Source organism: Flavobacterium litorale (assembly GCF_019613795.1).
GTDB lineage: Bacteria > Bacteroidota > Bacteroidia > Flavobacteriales > Flavobacteriaceae > Flavobacterium > Flavobacterium litorale.
The window spans coordinates 1,947,921-1,966,824 of the sequence record NZ_CP080429.1; the positions used below are offsets into that span (position 1 = coordinate 1,947,921).

The window sequence follows — 18,904 nt, forward strand, 5'->3', positions numbered from 1 at the left end:
TTAACACTTACACGAAATAATAATAGATAGTACAATGATGATGCACCAGAAATTAAAACTTGTGTTCTTAGTTTTTATTATGTTTTGCGGTCTGGCTTTCGGTCAGAGCAGCAGCAAATTTATTGTGGTGCTCGATGCTGGGCACGGTGGTAAAGACTCTGGGGCAATGTACCACGGTGTAAAAGAGAAAGATGTTGCCCTTGCAGTAGTATTAAAAGTAGGGAAATTGCTTGCACAAGACCCTGAGATAGAACTTGTATATACCCGAAAAACCGATGTGTTTATTCCGCTTAACGATAGGGCTACTATTGCTAATGATGCTAATGCAACCATATTTGTATCCATTCACTGTAATGGTGCTGTAAACCAATCAGCCTACGGAACAGAAACTTTTGTAATGGGACTTACTCGTAATGCCTCTAACCTTGAGGTAGCTAAAAAAGAGAATGCTGTTATTACGCTGGAGGAAGATTATCAAATAAAATATAAAGATTACGACCCTAATAAGCCAGAATCGCTTATTGGGTTAGAGATAATGCAAGGGCAATACCTAGACCAAAGTATACACCTTGCCAGTAAAGTACAAGACGGTTTTACCAATACACTCAAAAGAAAAAACAGAGGGGTAAAACAAGCAGGTTTCCTAGTGCTTAGAAATGTATACATGCCTAGAATATTAATAGAGCTTGGGTTTTTATCGCATATGCCAGAAGGAAAATACTTAAAATCAGAAACAGGACAAAATAAATTATCAGATGCTATTGCTAAAGCCATAAAGGAGTATAAAAAGGAATACCATATACCTATAATTCAGCAAACCATAGACCCTATACCTGTAAAAGAACCAAAACCAGAAGCAAAACCAATTGTTGCAAAGCCACAAGAAAACAAGACAGAAATAATTGATGAGATACCAGCACCTGAAATGGCTATACCGAGTACTACTACAACTTTTAGGGTGCAAATTGCTGCAAGTAGTAGGGATTTAGAAACCAAACCATCTAACTTTAAAGGGCTCGAATCGGTATCTAAAATACCTAGCGGTAGCCTCATAAAATACTTTTATGGTGAAACCATGAATTACGAAAAAGCTAAAAAACTAAAAGAAGAAGCCATACTAAAGGGTTTCCCTTCTGCATTTGTAGTGGCTTTTCGCGACGGAAAAAAGATATCTATAAATGAAGCTTTAAAATAATATTCACATATTAATAATTTTATTGTCCTACATTTGTTAAAAAAATAATCATATTTTGAAAGTATCTAGAGAAGTAAAAACGGCAATATTAGTAATAGGCGCAGTACTAGTATTTATTTGGGGGTATAGTTTTCTTAAAGGGAAAGACTTATTTAACTCCTATAAAACGTATTATGTAGTATACGATAACGTAGAGGGGCTTTCGCCATCTGCACCAGTAACATTAAATGGATTGGTAATAGGCAAAGTAACTGCTATAGCTCCAGAGAAAAAAGGGCATTTGTTAGTAACGATGCAAATAGAAAATAACGATTTTTCTATCTCTAAAACAAGTAGTGCTGTTTTATACGACCCAAGTTTGGTAGGTGGAAAGCAAATTGCAATACATCCTGATTTTAAAAACCCGACACCTGCTGAGGATGGCGACTATTTTACTAGTGGTGTAGAGCCAGGCATGCTTTCGATAATGAGCGATAAGCTAGTGCCATTACAAAATAAAGTAGAAGCTACAGTAGTATCGGCAGATAGCCTTTTAAGAAATGTAAACGAAGTGCTTGATTCTGATTCTAAAGCAAGCCTGCGTGATGCTATTAAAAATCTAAGTAATACAATGCGCGATATTAGTGCTACCACACGTTCTGTAAACAAAATGTTAGCTAAAAACGAAAAGAATATAGATGGTACGTTTGAAAGCATGAATAAAGCGGCAACCAATATTGCACAAATAACCGATTCTATCAATGCAGAAGATTTATCCAGAGCAGTACGCCAGTTAGAAAATACCATGGGTAACGTAGATAATTTACTTGCCGATTTACAATCGGGTAAAGGCACTATGGGTAAATTACTTAAGGATGAAGAGATGTACGATAATTTAAATGGAGCATCGAAAGAATTGAAGGAATTATTGGCAGATATGAAGAATAATCCGAAAAGATATGTGCATTTCTCCGTTTTTGGCAGAAAAAACAGACCGTATGTTGAAAAGGAATAATAAATTTGTATTTAGCATTATTCAGTCACCTTTATAGTAAATATGAGTTATATTGATAATATTTTATTTGTTTTAATCCTCGCAGCAGGTTTTGGCTATTTTGCATTGAATGTAAAAAAGTTAATGCGTAATATAAAGTTAGGTAAGGATGTAAACCGAACTGATAACCCAAGCGAACGTTGGAAAAACATGGCTATGATTGCCTTAGGGCAATCTAAAATGGTACGCCGACCCGTATCGGGCTTCCTGCACATAATAGTATACGTTGGTTTTGTTATCATAAACATCGAATTACTAGAAATTATAATTGATGGTGTGTTTGGTACACACAGAGTATTCGCCTTTTTAGGCGGAGGCTACAGCTTTTTAATAGGTTTTTTCGAGATATTGGCTTTTGCCGTACTAGTATCTGTAATAATTTTCTGGTTACGCCGAAACGCAATAAAACTATGGCGTTTTGCACATAACGACCTTAAAGGATGGCCTAAAAACGACGGTAACTACATCCTTTATTTTGAGGTTGTATTGATGGTACTATTCCTAACGATGAATGCTGCCGATTATCATTTACAAATGGCAGGAGCCAACCATTACATACAAGCAGGAGCTTTCCCGATTTCGAGCTTTATAGCACCACTATTTGAAGGAATGTCGGTAGAAACCGTAGTTATGGTGGAGCGTATTACTTGGTGGTTGCATATTATAGGTATTTTAATTTTCATGAATTACCTATACTATTCAAAACACTTACACATACTATTAGCGTTCCCAAATACATATTACGCTAACCTAAAACCTAAAGGACAGTTTGAAAATTCAGCAGCCGTTACTAAAGAGGTTAAATTGATGATGGATCCGAATGCTGACCCCTTTGCTGCTGCCCCACCTGCTGAAGAAGGAGCAGTACCTGAAAAGTTTGGAGCAAGCGATGTACAGGATTTGAATTGGGTACAACTTATGAATGCCTATACCTGTACAGAGTGCGGACGTTGTACATCGGAATGTCCTGCAAATACTACAGGTAAAAAACTATCGCCACGTAAAATTATGATGGATACGCGCGATAGGCTAGAGGAGGTAGGTAAGAATATCGATAAAAATAAAGGTACGTTTGTAGACGATGGTAAATCGTTACTAAACGACTATATAACACCAGAAGAGCTATGGGCATGCACATCGTGCAACGGTTGTGTAGAGGCTTGCCCCGTTAATATCGACCCGCTTTCTATTATCATGGATATGCGTAAATACCTAGTAATGGAGCAAAGTGCAGCACCTGCCGAGCTAAACGGTATGATGACGAATATAGAAAACAACGGTGCACCATGGCAGTACAACCAAATGGATAGGTTAAACTGGAAAGACGAACAATAATAAAACGGCATAATTATTAGTAATAATAATTGTGGTATGAATGATTTAAGGATATGAGTCAAGAAGAATTGAAAGTTCCTACAATGGCAGAAATGCTAGCACAAGGACAAACCCCAGAAGTATTATTTTGGGTAGGTTGCTCGGGTAGCTTTGATGATAGAGCCAAAAGAATAACAAAAGCATTTGTACGCCTATTAAATCGTGCTAATGTACCCTTTGCCGTATTAGGTACTGAAGAAGGCTGTACAGGCGACCCTGCAAAACGAGCTGGAAACGAATTTTTATTCCAGATGCAGGCAATGATGAACATACAAGTACTGGACGGATACGAAGTAAAAAAAATAGTAACGGCTTGCCCACACTGTTTTAATACCATAAAAAACGAATATCCAGGCTTAGGCGGAAAATACGAAGTAGTGCACCATACTGAATTTTTAAAATCGTTATTAGACGATGGTAGACTAAGCATACAAGGCGGGCAATTTAAAGGAAAGAAAATTACATTTCACGACCCTTGTTACCTAGGGCGTGCCAACGATATATACGAAGCTCCACGCGATTTGATACAAAAATTAGACGCCGAATTGGTAGAGATGAAACGCTCACGCCGAAACGGACTTTGTTGTGGTGCAGGAGGCGCACAAATGTTTAAAGAGCCAGAGCCAGGAAGTAAAGACGTAAACGTAGAACGAACAGAGGAAGCACTAGAAACCCAGCCAGAAATAATTGCTGCGGGATGCCCGTTTTGCAATACCATGCTAACCGATGGCGTTAAGGCTAAAAACCGCGAAGCAGATGTTGCTGTTATGGATGTTGCTGAGTTAATTGCCAATGCACAAGATTTATAAAAAATAACGTATGTACGTTCCATTTGAAACATTACCCGAGCATGCACGAATTTGGATATACCAATCCAATCGCAAGCTCTCGGATACAGAAGTAACAGCTATTGAAGAGGCATTAAAAACCTTTGTAGATAATTGGGCTGCACACGGCACAGGGCTAGAAGCCTCTTTTATTACAAAACACAACCGTTTTATTATACTTGCCGTAAATCAGGACGGTCAGCAAGCTACAGGTTGCTCCATAGATGCATCGGTACATTTTATACAAGAGCTAGAAAAGCAATACGATATATCGTTGCTGGATAAAATGAATGTAACCTTTAAATCGGGTGAGCACATTGCCCACAAGTCACTTCTCGATTTTAAAAAGATGGCTAAAAACAAAGCTGTTACCGCAGATACAATTGTATTTAATAATCTTGTAAATACAGTAGGCGAATGGCAAGATTTTTGGGAAGTTCCTGCTGGTGAAAGTTGGCACAGCCGTTTCTTTTAAAAGTAGTACATTTAGTACCTCTCACAATTTAAAATCATCATTATGGCTTTACCGTAGTGGTGTTTTGTTATTTATAAAAACAACTATATATGCGGTTAATCCTATTATTTTTTCTCTTAAGTATTCAGCTCATTTTTGCACAGCAGGATAAGGTTTTTAACAATTACAAAACACCAGCAGAAAAACAATGGGTAGACAGTTTATACAATTCTTTTTCGTTTGAGGAACGAGTAGGACAGTTGTTTATGGTTGCAGCCTACTCCAATAAAGATTCGGCACACATAAATAGTATAGATACGCTAATAACTAAATATAAAGTAGGCGGACTCATCTTTTTTCAGGGCGGACCCATACGCCAAGCAAAACTAACCAATCGTTACCAATCTCAATCAGAAACACCACTATTTATAGGTATTGATGCCGAGTGGGGGTTAAGCATGCGTTTGGACTCTACGTACCGTTACCCTTGGAATATGACGTTGGGTGCAGTGCAAAATCTCGATTTAATAGAAACTATGGGGCAGCAAATGGGCATACAGTCCAACCGAATGGGCATTCATTTTAATTTTGCACCTGTGTTAGATGTTAATACCAACCCACTAAACCCAATTATTGGTAACCGCTCGTTTGGCGAAGATAAATTTAATGTTACCAAGCGTGCACTGGCTATGATGCGTGGCTTGCAAAGCCAAGGTGTATACGCAACAGGAAAACACTTCCCGGGGCATGGCGATACCGCTACCGACTCTCACCACTCGTTACCCCATTTGCCTTTTACTAAAGAACGGTTACAAAGTATAGAGTTTTATCCGTACAGAGAGCTTTTTAAAGAAGGGCTAGCTAGTATTATGGTAGCACATTTAAATGTACCTAGTATAGAGCCAAAACCCAACTACCCAACATCGTTATCATACAACGTAGTTACCAATATTGTACAAAAAGAACTTGGTTTTGAAGGGCTTATTTTTACAGATGCCTTAAACATGAAAGGGGCTAGCAGTTATATGGAGCCAGGCGACATAGACCTTGAAGCCTTTTTGGCAGGTAACGATGTGTTACTTTTTTCGGAAAATGTGCCTGTAGCGATAGAGCGTCTTCGTGAAGCCTATTATGATAATGGTATTTTAACCGAAGCTCGGTTGGCTTATTCGGTAAAAAAAATATTAGCCTATAAATACAGGGCAGGGCTTACTAATTATAAACCCATTATACTCGATAATTTATATAATGATTTAAATGCACATCATTTCGATGATTTAAGTTACAACTTGTATGAAGAAGCTGTTACAGTACTAAAAAACCAGCAGCAACTTATTCCCATTCAGCATTTAGAGAACGAAAAGATAGCCTATGTAAAAATGGGTGACGATGATGGTTCGGATTATTTAACTACATTGCAAAAATATACCGAAGTTACTGAGGTAAATGAGGAGAATATCCAACACCTTATGGAACATTTACAGCCCTATAGCACCGTAATTATAGGCTATCATAAACCTGATGGCGCATGGAAAAATCACGATTTTACTCAAGAAGAATTAATGTGGCTAAATACAATAGCCCAACAAAAGCGGGTTATACTTACCGTATTTGCAAAACCATATAGCTTACTTGATATTAAAGATTTTAGTGCTATAGATGGTTTAGTACTAGCATACCAAAACAACACCATTGCCCAAACGGTGGCTGCGCAAATTGTTTTTGGCGCATTAGGTGCTAAAGGTAAAATACCTGTATCTGTAGGAGATGCCTTTACGGTTAACGACGGATTGGCTACTAAAAGTTTAGGACGCTTGGGTTTTACTACCCCAAATAATGTAGGGGTAGATGCTGCAATGCTAACCAATATTGATTTAATTGCTAGCAGAGCTATTAACGAAAAAATGACGCCTGGAATTCAGGTATTGGTTGCACGTAAAGGAAAAGTATTCTATCAAAAATCATTCGGTTACCATACCTATGATAATGACATGCCTGTAAAAAACTCCGATATTTACGATGTAGCCTCGCTCACTAAAATACTGGCTACATTGCCCAGTCTTATGCAGGTTTACGATAAAGGAAACCTAACCTTAAATACCAAGTTGGGCAAAATGTTAAAAGTATTTTCGAATACCAATAAAAAGAACATCACGTTAGAAGATATGCTACTGCACCAAGCGCGTTTTAAGCCTTGGTTACCGTTTTACAAAAAAACACTGGATAGTTTAAATCGTCCAGACGAATTGTATTACAGAAAAACATACAGTCACGACTTTCCGTACCAAGTAGCCGAAAATCTATACATCCGTAAGGACTACCCCGATACCATTATTGCGCGTATTGCCAACAGCAAGTTACTTCCTAAAAAGAAGTACAAGTACAGCGATTTTACGTTTATCATCTTAAAAAAATATTTGGAGCAGGTTACAGGTAAAAGGCTAGACAAATTAAGCGAAACCAATTTTTACAAACCAATAGGCGCGTCGTACACTACTTACAATCCGTTACGAAAGTTCGATATGTGTATTATTCCGCCTACGGAGATAGATACTTATTTTCGCCATCAAACCATACAAGGGTATGTACACGATATGGCAGCAGCCATGCAAGATGGAGTTGGCGGTCATGCAGGCATATTCTCAAATACTATGGATGTTGCCAAAATAATGCAGCTCTACCTCAACAAAGGTACTTATGGCGGTAAGCGTTATTTTTCTGAGAAAACTTTTAATGCCTTTAATGTATGCTATGCCTGTAAGGAAGGTAATAGGAGGGGGCTGGGGTTAGATAAGCCTCAAATTGATGATGTAGGACCCACCTGCGGTTGTGTATCGCTCGATAGTTTTGGGCATACAGGCTTTACAGGTACGATGACATGGGCAGACCCTGAAACAGAAATAATATATGTTTTTCTGTCCAACAGAACCTATCCAGAATCAGGTGTAAATAAGCTTTCTAAAAATGATATTAGAGAAGACATACAAAAAGTAATACAAGAGTCGATTATAGATTAATTTGCATACTGCAATAAACCCAAAACATACACAATATGCAATCTACAGCTACCACACCCGATGCTTATATGGAAGCACTGCCAGAAGACAGAAAACCTGCTATGGAAAAATTGCGTGCCACCATTCTTGAAAATTTGCCTAAAGGTTTTAAAGAGGAAATGAATTATGGTATGTTGGGTTATGTAGTACCGCATTCGTTATACCCCGCAGGATATCATTGCAAGCCCGAAATGCCATTACCATTTTTAAATATAGCCTCACAAAAAAACTTTATTGCATTATACCATATGGGTATTTATGCCAATAAAGAGTTGTTGGATTGGTTTGTGGCAGAATTTCCTAAACATAGTAAGTACAAGTTGGATATGGGTAAGAGTTGCATCCGATTTAAAAAACCAGAGGCTATACCTTTTGAGCTGATAGCCGAATTGATACGCAAAGTAACACCACAACAATGGATTGCTACTTACGAGGCTAATATAAAATCGTAAACTGCTATAGCTTTATATCCGTTAATTAAAGCTAAAAACAATGTTAGCCTGTTTTTTTTAATTAAATTCGTTACCTCATTATACCATTTATGAAAATTGCAATAGTATGTTATCCTACCTTTGGTGGTAGTGGCGTAGTAGCTACCGAACTTGGTTTGGAGTTAGCACGCCGAGGACACGAAATACACTTTATAACCTATAGGCAACCCGTACGCTTAGCGTTATTAAACCCTAATATATTTTTCCACGAAGTACACGTGCCCGAATATCCATTATTCCATTACCAACCGTATGAGCTAGCACTATCCAGTAAATTGGTAGATATGGTTAAACTATATGGTATAGAGCTGTTGCACGTACACTATGCCATTCCGCATGCCTATGCAGGTTATATGGCTAAAAAAATGCTAAAAGAGCAAGGCATACATATCCCTATGGTAACCACGCTGCACGGTACCGATATTACGTTGGTAGGTAATCACCCCACCTATAAGCCAGCCGTAAGTTTTAGTATTAACCATTCGGATGTGGTAACGTCCGTATCGCAAGATTTAAAAGATGAGACCTACCGTCTTTTTGATATAAAACGTGATATTACCGTAATACCTAATTTTATAGAAATAGATAGAAAGCGGGTAGATACTACTACAGAGTGCCACCGCCACATTATGGCTACCGAGGCACAAAAAATAGTAACCCACATTAGTAACTTCAGGAAAGTTAAACGTATTCCAGATGTTATTAAGATATTTTACGAAATACAGAAAACCATGTCTGTAAAACTCATGATGGTAGGCGATGGTCCCGAAAAAGAACCTGCTGAGGCATTATGCGATGAGCTTGGTATTACCGATAAAGTTATCTTTTTTGGAAATAGCGATGAGGTAGATAAAATATTATGTTATACTGATTTGTTCTTACTACCTTCGGAAACCGAGAGTTTTGGTCTTGCAGCACTCGAGGCTATGGCATGCGGCGTTCCTGTAATATCTACCAATAGCGGAGGGTTACCCGAGGTAAACCGAGAAGGTTACTCAGGTTATTTGGGCAACGTAGGCGATACGGAATATATGGCGAAAAAAGCGATAGAAATACTCTCTGATGATGACGTATTGTACAAATTTAAATCGAATGCTATAAAAGTGGCAGAAGAATTTGATATTAAAAACGTGATGCCATTGTACGAACGATTATACAGAAAAGCACTAAAACAACTAATATGAAAAAAGCATTAATTTTAACGGTATTAATAGGTATGTTAGTAAGCTGCAAAAGCAAGAAAGATGCTAATGGCAGTTTACCCTTTACAATTCTGAAAGAAGAAGCCCATGGCGGTAGAGAAATACCAGCCAACCAAACCGCAAGAAACCAACAAGAACTGGAACAGCTTTATAAACAACTTAACGTAGCCGATGTGCCAGAAGTTGATTTTACTAAGAATAATGTAATAGCAGTATTTTTAGGACAAAAGCGTAATGGTGGTTATAGCGTAACTATTAAAAAAGTAGTATTTGATGGCGACGATACTAGTAAAGTAATAGTATTAGCCAAAGCAACTGAGCCTAAAAAAGACCAAGCGGTTACCATGGCACTAACATCACCGTATTGTGTAGCTATTATACCAAAAACGGAGAAAGTGGCTGTTATGTACATTCAAGACGGATTTAGTACACAGAAATAAATTTACCAATTGTAGTAAAATAAAAAACCAGACTTATAAAGTCTGGTTTTTTTCGCACTAATAAACTAAGTTAAAAGGTTTATCGTAATCGGTCTACTGATTTTACGAGTTCTTCGTCCTTCTTGATAGCCCTATTGGCAAGGCTTATAAAAACGATAGAAACAATAGGGAGAATCAACCCAATACCCTTCTCAGAAACACCACTTTCAGATGCTGTTTCTCCGGATAAGCTTAGCGACTTGTAAACGAATAATCCTAATAAAATTAAATTTAATATTATGTTCAGCCTGCCCATCACAAACTGATTTTTTCTATTTTTGTACATCAGTATACTTACTGCGCTTAATGTTGTGCTACCTCCAAACAAGGCTATAAAAGCAACATTATTCAAAAAATAATAATCTGCACCAGTTTCATCTATCCATAGCGGAAATAGAAAGGGAAGTACCCCTGATGCAATAAAAGCGATTAGTAAATATACGGTTTGTATTCTCTGTAACATTCTTGCAAATTTGCTCCACAAAAATATGCTTTCTTTTTAAAAAATACTATTGCAACTATAAATAAATTTTGTATTATTGCAAAAGCTATTCGCAACTACTTCATTCTAAGAATAGTTATACCTTCAAAAAAAGAACCCTACCACATTTTGAACACACTACACTAAATTTAACCAAAAATATAAATGTTTGATATTTCTGAACTAAAAGAAATGAAGCTTCCTGAGCTTCAGGAAATTGCTAAAAAAGCAAAAATAAGCAAGTACAGAGGTTTAAAAAAAGATGATTTAATTTACCAGATTTTAGACCAACAGGCTGCCGACCCAGAAGTGATAAAACCACTTTTTGATGAAACGGATGCTGAAACCAAACCAGCTACTGATGCTGAGCCTGTAAAACCAAAAAGAACACGAACAACTAAAACGGTTAAAGCTACTCCTGTTGCAAAGAAACAGACAGAGAAAACTGCTGATAAAAAGCCTGTGGTTGTAAAAGAAGATGCAGTTACCGAAGAGGTAAAACCAGCTACCGAAGAAAAAGCAACACCTGCTCGCAGACCTAGAGTAGCAAAAGCAGACAGTAAAGCAGCCGAAGCTACTACGGATAATAAAGAAGAGGTTACAGCTAAGCAAGCAACACCTGCAAAAAATGAAACTGTACCTGTTAAGGATGTTGATAATGCAGATAAAAAGGATAGCAGACGCAAAACAACGCCTGTAAAGGATAATAAGCCTGATGCTTCTGATACTAATAAAAAACCAAGACTTACGGAGGAGGAGCGCCAAGCACAAATAGAACGTGCTAATGCAAACAATCCTAACCATCCGAGTTACAAGAAAAACCAAAACAACCAAAACAACCAGAATAACCAAAACAACCAGAACAATCAAGGTGTGCAAAATAAGAAACAGAATTTTCGTGAACCTGATTATGAGTTTGATGGTATTATAGAGAGTGAAGGTGTATTGGAAATGATGCCTGATGGGTATGGTTTTTTACGTTCGTCAGATTATAATTATTTAGCATCTCCCGATGATATTTATTTATCCAATTCGCAAATACGCCTTTTTGGTCTTAAAACTGGCGATACCGTTAAAGGAGTAGTACGTCCGCCAAAAGAGGGCGAGAAATACTTTCCACTTGTACGTGTACTAAAAATAAATGGACACGACCCACAAGTAGTGCGTGATAGGGTTTCGTTTGAGCACCTTACGCCACTTTTCCCAGAAGAAAAATTTAATCTTGCCGAAAGGCAAAGTACCATATCTACACGCATTATCGATTTGTTTTCGCCTATAGGTAAAGGGCAGCGTGGTATGATAGTAGCACAACCTAAAACAGGTAAAACCATGTTACTTAAGGATATAGCTAACTCTATAGCGGCAAACCATCCAGAAGTATACCTTATTGTTTTACTGATTGATGAACGCCCAGAGGAGGTTACCGATATGCAGCGTAGTGTTAGGGGAGAGGTTATTGCCTCTACTTTTGATGAACCTGCCGACCGCCATGTAAAGGTGGCTAACATTGTTCTGGAAAAAGCAAAACGCCTTGTAGAGTGCGGGCATGATGTAGTAATTTTGTTAGATTCTATTACGCGCCTTGCCAGAGCTTATAATACGGTACAACCTGCATCGGGCAAAGTACTAAGTGGTGGTGTAGATGCAAATGCCTTACAAAAACCAAAACGCTTTTTTGGTGCAGCCCGTAATATAGAGGGGGGCGGTTCGTTAAGTATTATTGCTACCGCACTTACTGATACAGGCTCTAAAATGGATGAGGTTATTTTTGAAGAGTTTAAAGGTACAGGTAATATGGAGTTACAGTTGGATAGAAAAATATCCAACCGACGTATTTTCCCTGCTATCGACCTTACATCGTCGAGTACCCGTAGAGATGATATACTGCTTGATGATAAAACAATACAACGCATGTGGATAATGCGTAAGTACCTTGCCGATATGAATCCTGTTGAGGCTATGGACTTTATTAACGAGCGCTTTAAGAAAACAAGAAACAACGAGGAGTTTTTACTATCTATGAATGATGGTTAATTAAAACGACTAATTGTATATAAAAAAAGCCCACTCTGTAGAGTGGGCTTTTTTTGGAAGTAATATTTATATTATTCTTTTACTATAATTACGGTTGCTTTAAAACCCGTAGCAAGATTCCATTGGTTTGATGATACCAATTGATCTTTATCATCGTGTACCCTAAACTCGGCAGTATTAGGACCCGATGTTCCTTGGTTAAGTGCCACAAAATCTATTTTATTAAAACCAGGCTCTAATGTTATCTGTACGCCCCTAAAATTATTAGTTAATACAATTTCGGGTACTACAACGCGGTCGTTTACCATAACTTTAATCCTATCGCCATCCTCATATTCAAAATCCCGCGCCATTACCCGCACAAATACGGCATTACTCCTGTGTTCACCAAAAAACTGGTTGCCTTTATATGCCTCGTTCGATTCTCCTCTGCGTTTTATTTTCACTCTATCCATGTACTCACTACTACGGTTTACAAACTCGTCTTTCTGGTACATACTAAAATTATCATCGTTATTGTTTGCACCCACCACATAAGGTTTTATATACGATGGTAGGTTGGGTTCGTTATCCTTAAAAGGGCTCGCTGTAGTTACAGACGGTGTATTTGGGGTAGTAGTTTCGCCTTTGGGTACAGATATGCTACCCGTGTTGCTATCAAACTGGGCTTCAACGTTAATGGTTGCAAAAACCAAGAATATAAAAAGAAAAACTTTTTTCATAATGCGCTGAATAATAAGCAAAATAACAAAAAATGTATTACTTTTTGCTATACATTTAGGTGTTTTATGGTTTACTAAATTTATTAGGTTATGTTACTAGTTTCTTATCTTGCAAAAATAAAGCCAATATTTATAAGTTATATACTATAATGTATTTATGTGGATACTGATAGGAACTTATATAGTACGCTTGGGTAAAAATTAAGGTAGTATAAATTGGAAGCAATTATTTTGGGTATGGCATCAAAGTATTAATCTCAATATCCCATATAAAGTTAAAATAATTAAATGCAATAAAAAAGGCTGTATTACACAGCCTTTTTTATTTATAGTTTTTTGTCACTCTTTTTAGTAATTTTTGCTATCCTTTTATCAAGGTCTTTCATTAGCTTATCCAGTGCACTTTCGCACATCGGCAGTAGTTTTTCGGGTTTCATTACGGGTACACCTCCAACCATTACACCTGTTTTTTTGGAGTTTGCATTTTCGTTAATGGTGAATACTTTTTTACCCGCTTTGTTGTAGAGTACTATATTGGTGTATGCTCTCATTTTGGTAGTTGCGGTGCCACCTATACCAAAACCTTTATTCATTTCGAAGGTTATGAATACAAACATTATTCCATCTACATCATTAAATATCTTAAGTAGCTCTGTTTCGTTATTTTTGCCATAATTGTGATTAATAGCGGTATATCCTTCTGCTACTACATAGCTCCCTGCTTCATGTCCTGGAGCATGCTCAGGTTTAAAACTTTGGTACTCAGTATTTCCAGTTACAGTTGCTTCTGATACCAGTTCAAACGGAAATTTCTTGGCATAATCGTTAAAAAACTTGTCATGAAATTTATCAACCAATGGTTGTAAGTTAAATGTTGGGTCGTCCAATAGTTCTGCTATTAAGGCAGCACCGTCCATGCCAACATCTTTCATGTCTATCTGTTTATCGGCATAAAACGTAACAACGGCCACTTTTTTCTTTTGAGCAGTAGCTGTTATACTAATTAAGATAATTGCAATTACGCATACTATTTTTTTCATAAGTATTTAGATGTATTGATTTATTTTGTAAATAAAAGTAAAAAAAATAACTATTTGTTGCTTTTTTACTTAAATCATAAAATTTTAATCTAACTATCTAAATTTTTACCGTCAGCAATATTTACTTGCATTTCGCTTAGTTTCTCGCCACCTTTAATGCCAAAGTCCAATGTACGTATTGGGAAAGGTATCATAATATCATTATCGTCGTAGGCTTTCTTAATGTTCATAATCGCCTGACTACCTACTTTTTTATAGGTAATTTGCTCAGGATCGCTTATCCACATTCGTATGGTAAAGTTGATAGAACTATCGCCAAACTCCTCAAAAAACATTGTTGTTTCGTCCCCTTTACTTTTGGATAACTCTTTAATGTTTTTTACTGCGTTAAGTGTAACTTCTTTCACTTTTTCTAAATCATCTCCGTATGATACGCCTACGCTTAAATCGAAACGACGTTTACCCAAATGCGAATAATTCTCTATAGGGTTTTGGAATACATCTTTGTTGGGTATTATAACAGTCTGTCCCTCAAACGTACGTATAACAGTATCGCGTAGGTTAACTTCTATTACTTTACCCATATAATCTTTTACTTCTACAACATCGCCTACTTTTACAGGTTTTCTGAATGATATAAAAATACCCGACATAAAGTTGGCTGCAATATCCTGAAAGGCAAACGCTAATGCCAAACCAAGTATACCAGCTCCTGCAAGTGCAGTAGAAACTGCTTTATCGAGGTTGAGTATGGTAAGTGCTGTAAATATAACTATACCTATAAAAATGAAATAAATTATAGAAGCAAATAGGTTGTTTAGCGTAATGTTATGGGACACTTTTCTGATGAAGCGTAACGACCATTTTTTAATCCATTTTGCTACAAAAAAGCCAATAACTACTATTATTACTGCTAAAACCAAATTGGGTAGAATACCAATTAGTGTTTCTGCCCAGTTGCTTAGTTTCTCGGTAATGAGTTCTGAAATATCAGTAACGTTAAATTCCATGTAAAAAAAATTAAATTTGCTCTATTTTACGGCTAAGCTAGAAAATGTTACGGAAAATCGCTACAACATTATAATAGTTTTAACCTTGTTCTATAGGTGTACTTTTATGCTAGGATATATAATTCCAGATGCTTTTTTTCTTACTAATCGCTATAAAAGTGCGTCGTGTGGCAGCATGCTCTAGTTTGGCTAGGGCGGCATCTTCTTTCAATAATTTGATAGCATGGTGGCGTGCCAACCCAAGAATTTCCTTATCCTTAACTAAATCGGCTATTTGTAGGTTAAGTACCCCGCTTTGTTGCTTGCCCATAATATCGCCAGGGCCACGTAGTTTTAAATCTACTTCGGCAATTTCAAAACCATCGTTAGTGCGTACCATTGTTTCCATACGGGTTTTACTGTCGTTACTCAGTTTGTGGCTTGTCATTAATATACAATAGCTTTGTTCAGCACCACGCCCCACACGCCCACGTAGTTGGTGTAGTTGGCTCAACCCGAAACGCTCGGCACTTTCTACAACCATAACGCTGGCATTGGGTACGTTAACACCTACCTCTATTACCGTAGTAGCTACCATAATATTGGTTTTACCTTTGGCAAAACGTTCCATCTCACTATCCTTTTCTGCAGGTTTCATTCGTCCGTGTACAATGCTTACGCTATACTGTGGCAACGGAAAGTCGCGCGAAATGCTTTCGTACCCATCCATCAAATCTTTATAGTCCATTTTATCGCTTTCCTCAATTAGTGGGTACACAATATATACCTGCCTGCCTTTTGCAATTTCTTCACGTAAAAAAGCCCAAACTTTTAGCCTATTACTATCATAACGATGTACGGTTTTTATGGGTTTACGTCCTGGAGGTAATTCATCAATAATCGAAATATCCAAGTCGCCATACAAGCTCATAGCCAATGTACGGGGTATTGGTGTTGCCGTCATTACCAATACGTGTGGAGGTATTTCGTTTTTACGCCATAGTTTACTGCGTTGTTCTACACCAAAACGATGTTGCTCGTCTATAATAGCAAGCCCTAAGTTGTTAAACTGCACTTTGTCTTCTAGTAATGCGTGTGTGCCAATAATTATGTTAAGGCTGCCATCTAGCAGGGCTTCGTGTATTACATTCCGCTCAGAAGTTTTAGTTGAACCTGTTAATAGTTGTATGGTAATACCCATGGGTTCGGCAAGCTCTTGTAGCCCTGTGTAGTGTTGGTTTGCCAGTATTTCGGTAGGTGCCATTAAGCAGGCCTGGAAACCATTATCTAACGCTAAAAGCATGCTCATAAAGCCAACTATTGTTTTACCCGAGCCTACATCGCCTTGTAGCAAACGATTCATTTGGGCAGGGTTGCCCATATCATTCCTTATCTCTTTAATTACTCTTTTTTGGGCATTAGTAAGTGCAAACGGTAAATGATTCTCGTAAAAATCGTTAAAATAGTTGCCTACACTGGTAAACGGATGCCCCTTTATTTTATGCTTACGGATGAGGTTTTTAGAGATAAGTTGCAGCTGTATAAAAAACAGTTCCTCAAACTTTAGCCTAAACTGCGCTTTTGCCAATACATCGTTGCTCTTAGGGAAATGAATATTAAATAGTGCTGCATTTTTGGGTATAAGCTGTAGCTCATCTAGTAGGTTTGGTGGTAATGTTTCGCCAAACCTTGCCTGCGTTTCTACAAATAGCTGCTGTACCATTTTATTCATTACCTTATTGGTAATACCACGTTGCGTTAGCTTTTCGGTACTGGGGTATAGGGGTTGCATGGCACTACGTAGGCTACTTTCGTGTTCGGTTAGCAGTTCCATTTCGGGGTGCACCATACTAAACATACCATTAAATGCATTGCATTTGCCAAATACCACATACGGTATGTTTATTTTTAGGTTTTCCCGTATCCATTTTTGCCCCTGAAACCATACCAACTCCATTTCGCCTGTATCGTCTACAAACTTAGCAACCATACGCTTGCCACGCTTTTGCTCAACCGTTTTAATGTTAATTACCTTACCTACAATTTGTACCTCGGCACTGCTTTGTTGCAGTTCGTTAATTTTATAGTAGCGCGTACGGTCGATGTACCTATTCGGAAATAAATGGAGTAAATCGGCGTATTTATGAATACCCAACTCCTTGCGTAACAAATCGCCACGTGCAGGTCCTACACCCTTAAGGTATTCTATAGGAGTTTCCATGCGAGTCAGTTTGAAACACGAAGATAATTATAAATTAGAAAAGTGTAACAGAAGTAGAGCAAATATTAGTTTCATCTGTATTTACAATACAAGTAGGGTTTTCCCTACATATCCAGGCAGGGTTTTCTGATTCATAATATAATCTTGGAAAACAGTTCTCGACACCTTCACAAGTAACATAAAATTGCATGTATATGTTGTCATCATCTTTAGCATTTTTCAGATATAATGCATTATCCTTTTTTACGACATATCTTACCATCTGTTTATTCACATCATTACTGCTTAAATGTAAATAATAAAATGGAATTTTTTTTGAACCGACAGATGTCCCTTTTCTCAACTTAATTGTGTCAAAAAGCGGAGTATCTTCTGATAATGTTAAATTTATTCTATCTAAAATATTTTTTAAATCAACTATACAATGTATATCATTTTTAATTATATCAGCTATTTTAACCTCATCTTGTAAGCTCCAACTATCATCGGTTGAACCACTCTTCTGTGAATGACAGCTTATGCATATTGATGCAAATAATATATTAACAAGTATATTCTTCATACGAAATTTTTTAGTTGAGTAAATTTAGTTTAATTATTTTTAACCAACGTTATATTTCAAGTTTTCACATAAAAAAATACAATTTAGTCTACTATTATACGAATTTTATTGTAGGTTTATGGAATTATTAATCCAATTAAAAATTTAATTATGGAAAAAAGAATTTTAGGAGTTTTTATAACTCTATTAGCAATCTTATCAACAGTGTTTGTAGCTTGTGAAACTGATTCATCGACTACTGAATCTAGTGAAGAATCTGTTATGATCAACAGTATTCCATCAAAATCAACACATGATGTTGATGGCAAATTACTCATAGGTTATTTTGATGATAATGATGATTTTATATTTATTACTAATCAAACGAATTTAATTAATAATTTGAACTATAATCTAGATTTGATACATAGAATAAATTCTTCGTATACTAAACTTGATGTATATAAAGATAATGGGACGGTTTTTATTCAAGCCTCTGGTACATCAAACTATAAATCAACCATATCTATGTCATTATCCTCTGGTGGTTCTTTTATTGCTGATGGTATTAGCTGTACCAGTCAAACTTGCTCTACCACAAATGGCTGCATACCTAAAGCCGATAAAAAATCTTGTACGGGGTGTACTCTTAATGATTGCACTAAGACTGTTACCGCAGTTTCTATGTTAGATAAAACTCTTAAACTTAGTGATGTTGAGTAAAGTAAAATATTTTTAAATTTATTAAATAAAAGAGGGGTATAA

17 protein-coding genes are annotated in these 18,904 nt (G+C 36.9%); 11 read left to right on the forward strand and 6 right to left on the reverse strand.

Features of this window, described 5'->3' with window-relative positions:
* The first annotated feature begins 34 nt into the window (after positions 1-34).
* The 9 genes from K1I41_RS08820 to K1I41_RS08860 all read left to right on the forward strand — a co-directional run bounded on the left by K1I41_RS08820 (position 35) and on the right by K1I41_RS08860 (position 10,072).
* Positions 35-1,195: an N-acetylmuramoyl-L-alanine amidase family protein gene (locus tag K1I41_RS08820; RefSeq protein WP_220639991.1), complete on the forward strand. Its 1,161-nt coding sequence runs from the start codon at positions 35-37 to the stop codon at positions 1,193-1,195.
* A gap of 55 nt (positions 1,196-1,250) precedes the next feature.
* Positions 1,251-2,189, forward strand: coding sequence for an MlaD family protein (locus tag K1I41_RS08825; protein WP_220639992.1), 939 nt, complete (start codon positions 1,251-1,253; stop codon positions 2,187-2,189).
* 42 nt (positions 2,190-2,231) lie between these two features.
* The gene (locus tag K1I41_RS08830; RefSeq protein ID WP_220639993.1) at positions 2,232-3,563 is read left to right on the forward strand and encodes a 4Fe-4S dicluster domain-containing protein; all 1,332 of its coding nucleotides are present in this window, start codon (positions 2,232-2,234) and stop codon (positions 3,561-3,563) included.
* Positions 3,564-3,616: 53 nt separating this feature from the next.
* Positions 3,617-4,411, forward strand: a complete 795-nt coding sequence (locus tag K1I41_RS08835) for a (Fe-S)-binding protein (RefSeq protein WP_220639994.1) — start codon at positions 3,617-3,619, stop codon at positions 4,409-4,411.
* Positions 4,412-4,421: 10 nt separating this feature from the next.
* The gene (locus K1I41_RS08840) at positions 4,422-4,904 is read left to right on the forward strand and encodes an ABC transporter ATPase (RefSeq protein WP_220639995.1); all 483 of its coding nucleotides are present in this window, start codon (positions 4,422-4,424) and stop codon (positions 4,902-4,904) included.
* A gap of 89 nt (positions 4,905-4,993) precedes the next feature.
* Positions 4,994-7,900 carry a serine hydrolase domain-containing protein gene (locus K1I41_RS08845; RefSeq protein WP_220639996.1) on the forward strand — a complete coding sequence of 969 codons (2,907 nt, stop codon included), beginning with the start codon at positions 4,994-4,996 and terminating at the stop codon, positions 7,898-7,900.
* A gap of 35 nt (positions 7,901-7,935) precedes the next feature.
* Positions 7,936-8,391, forward strand: a complete 456-nt coding sequence (locus tag K1I41_RS08850) for a DUF1801 domain-containing protein (protein WP_220639997.1) — start codon at positions 7,936-7,938, stop codon at positions 8,389-8,391.
* A gap of 89 nt (positions 8,392-8,480) precedes the next feature.
* Positions 8,481-9,614, forward strand: a complete 1,134-nt coding sequence (gene bshA / locus K1I41_RS08855; protein ID WP_220639998.1) for an N-acetyl-alpha-D-glucosaminyl L-malate synthase BshA — start codon at positions 8,481-8,483, stop codon at positions 9,612-9,614.
* Positions 9,611-10,072, forward strand: coding sequence for a protease complex subunit PrcB family protein (locus K1I41_RS08860; RefSeq protein ID WP_220639999.1), 462 nt, complete (start codon positions 9,611-9,613; stop codon positions 10,070-10,072). The genes bshA and K1I41_RS08860 overlap by 4 nt, the downstream gene beginning before the upstream one ends.
* A gap of 79 nt (positions 10,073-10,151) precedes the next feature.
* Here the strand turns inward: K1I41_RS08860 and K1I41_RS08865 are convergent, their stop codons facing one another.
* The gene (locus K1I41_RS08865) at positions 10,152-10,574 is read right to left on the reverse strand and encodes a DUF4293 domain-containing protein (protein WP_220640000.1); all 423 of its coding nucleotides are present in this window, start codon (positions 10,572-10,574) and stop codon (positions 10,152-10,154) included.
* Between the two features lie 183 nt (positions 10,575-10,757).
* Here K1I41_RS08865 and rho point away from each other — a divergent pair, with 183 nt between their 5' ends.
* The gene (rho, locus tag K1I41_RS08870; RefSeq protein WP_220640001.1) at positions 10,758-12,626 is read left to right on the forward strand and encodes a transcription termination factor Rho; all 1,869 of its coding nucleotides are present in this window, start codon (positions 10,758-10,760) and stop codon (positions 12,624-12,626) included.
* A gap of 71 nt (positions 12,627-12,697) precedes the next feature.
* On the opposite strand, the gene K1I41_RS08875 is transcribed toward rho, so the two are convergent.
* From K1I41_RS08875 to K1I41_RS08895, 5 genes are all read right to left on the reverse strand, one after another.
* On the reverse strand, positions 12,698-13,348 hold the full coding sequence (locus K1I41_RS08875; protein ID WP_220640002.1) for a hypothetical protein: 651 nt from the start codon (positions 13,346-13,348) through the stop codon (positions 12,698-12,700).
* 326 nt (positions 13,349-13,674) lie between these two features.
* Complete coding sequence (locus K1I41_RS08880; RefSeq protein ID WP_220640003.1) at positions 13,675-14,388, reverse strand: hypothetical protein; 714 nt, start codon at positions 14,386-14,388, stop codon at positions 13,675-13,677.
* 89 nt (positions 14,389-14,477) lie between these two features.
* The gene (locus tag K1I41_RS08885) at positions 14,478-15,398 is read right to left on the reverse strand and encodes a mechanosensitive ion channel family protein (protein WP_220640004.1); all 921 of its coding nucleotides are present in this window, start codon (positions 15,396-15,398) and stop codon (positions 14,478-14,480) included.
* A gap of 109 nt (positions 15,399-15,507) precedes the next feature.
* Positions 15,508-17,598, reverse strand: a complete 2,091-nt coding sequence (gene recG / locus K1I41_RS08890) for an ATP-dependent DNA helicase RecG (protein ID WP_220640005.1) — start codon at positions 17,596-17,598, stop codon at positions 15,508-15,510.
* A gap of 34 nt (positions 17,599-17,632) precedes the next feature.
* Positions 17,633-18,160, reverse strand: coding sequence for a hypothetical protein (locus K1I41_RS08895; protein WP_220640006.1), 528 nt, complete (start codon positions 18,158-18,160; stop codon positions 17,633-17,635).
* Between the two features lie 150 nt (positions 18,161-18,310).
* Here K1I41_RS08895 and K1I41_RS08900 point away from each other — a divergent pair, with 150 nt between their 5' ends.
* Positions 18,311-18,862, forward strand: a complete 552-nt coding sequence (locus K1I41_RS08900) for a hypothetical protein (RefSeq protein ID WP_220640007.1) — start codon at positions 18,311-18,313, stop codon at positions 18,860-18,862.
* Positions 18,863-18,904 lie beyond the last annotated feature (42 nt).

Coding starts and splice junctions, on each gene's coding strand:
- K1I41_RS08820 (WP_220639991.1), top strand. CDS start 35: ATGATGATGCACCAGAAATTAAAACTTGTGTTCTTAGTTTTTATTATG.
- K1I41_RS08830 (WP_220639993.1), top strand. CDS start 2,232: ATGAGTTATATTGATAATATTTTATTTGTTTTAATCCTCGCAGCAGGT.
- K1I41_RS08835 (WP_220639994.1), top strand. CDS start 3,617: ATGAGTCAAGAAGAATTGAAAGTTCCTACAATGGCAGAAATGCTAGCA.
- K1I41_RS08840 (WP_220639995.1), top strand. CDS start 4,422: ATGTACGTTCCATTTGAAACATTACCCGAGCATGCACGAATTTGGATA.
- K1I41_RS08845 (WP_220639996.1), top strand. CDS start 4,994: ATGCGGTTAATCCTATTATTTTTTCTCTTAAGTATTCAGCTCATTTTT.
- K1I41_RS08850 (WP_220639997.1), top strand. CDS start 7,936: ATGCAATCTACAGCTACCACACCCGATGCTTATATGGAAGCACTGCCA.
- bshA (WP_220639998.1), top strand. CDS start 8,481: ATGAAAATTGCAATAGTATGTTATCCTACCTTTGGTGGTAGTGGCGTA.
- K1I41_RS08860 (WP_220639999.1), top strand. CDS start 9,611: ATGAAAAAAGCATTAATTTTAACGGTATTAATAGGTATGTTAGTAAGC.
- K1I41_RS08865 (WP_220640000.1), bottom strand. CDS start 10,574: ATGTTACAGAGAATACAAACCGTATATTTACTAATCGCTTTTATTGCA.
- rho (WP_220640001.1), top strand. CDS start 10,758: ATGTTTGATATTTCTGAACTAAAAGAAATGAAGCTTCCTGAGCTTCAG.
- K1I41_RS08875 (WP_220640002.1), bottom strand. CDS start 13,348: ATGAAAAAAGTTTTTCTTTTTATATTCTTGGTTTTTGCAACCATTAAC.
- K1I41_RS08880 (WP_220640003.1), bottom strand. CDS start 14,388: ATGAAAAAAATAGTATGCGTAATTGCAATTATCTTAATTAGTATAACA.
- K1I41_RS08885 (WP_220640004.1), bottom strand. CDS start 15,398: ATGGAATTTAACGTTACTGATATTTCAGAACTCATTACCGAGAAACTA.
- recG (WP_220640005.1), bottom strand. CDS start 17,598: ATGGAAACTCCTATAGAATACCTTAAGGGTGTAGGACCTGCACGTGGC.
- K1I41_RS08895 (WP_220640006.1), bottom strand. CDS start 18,160: ATGAAGAATATACTTGTTAATATATTATTTGCATCAATATGCATAAGC.
- K1I41_RS08900 (WP_220640007.1), top strand. CDS start 18,311: ATGGAAAAAAGAATTTTAGGAGTTTTTATAACTCTATTAGCAATCTTA.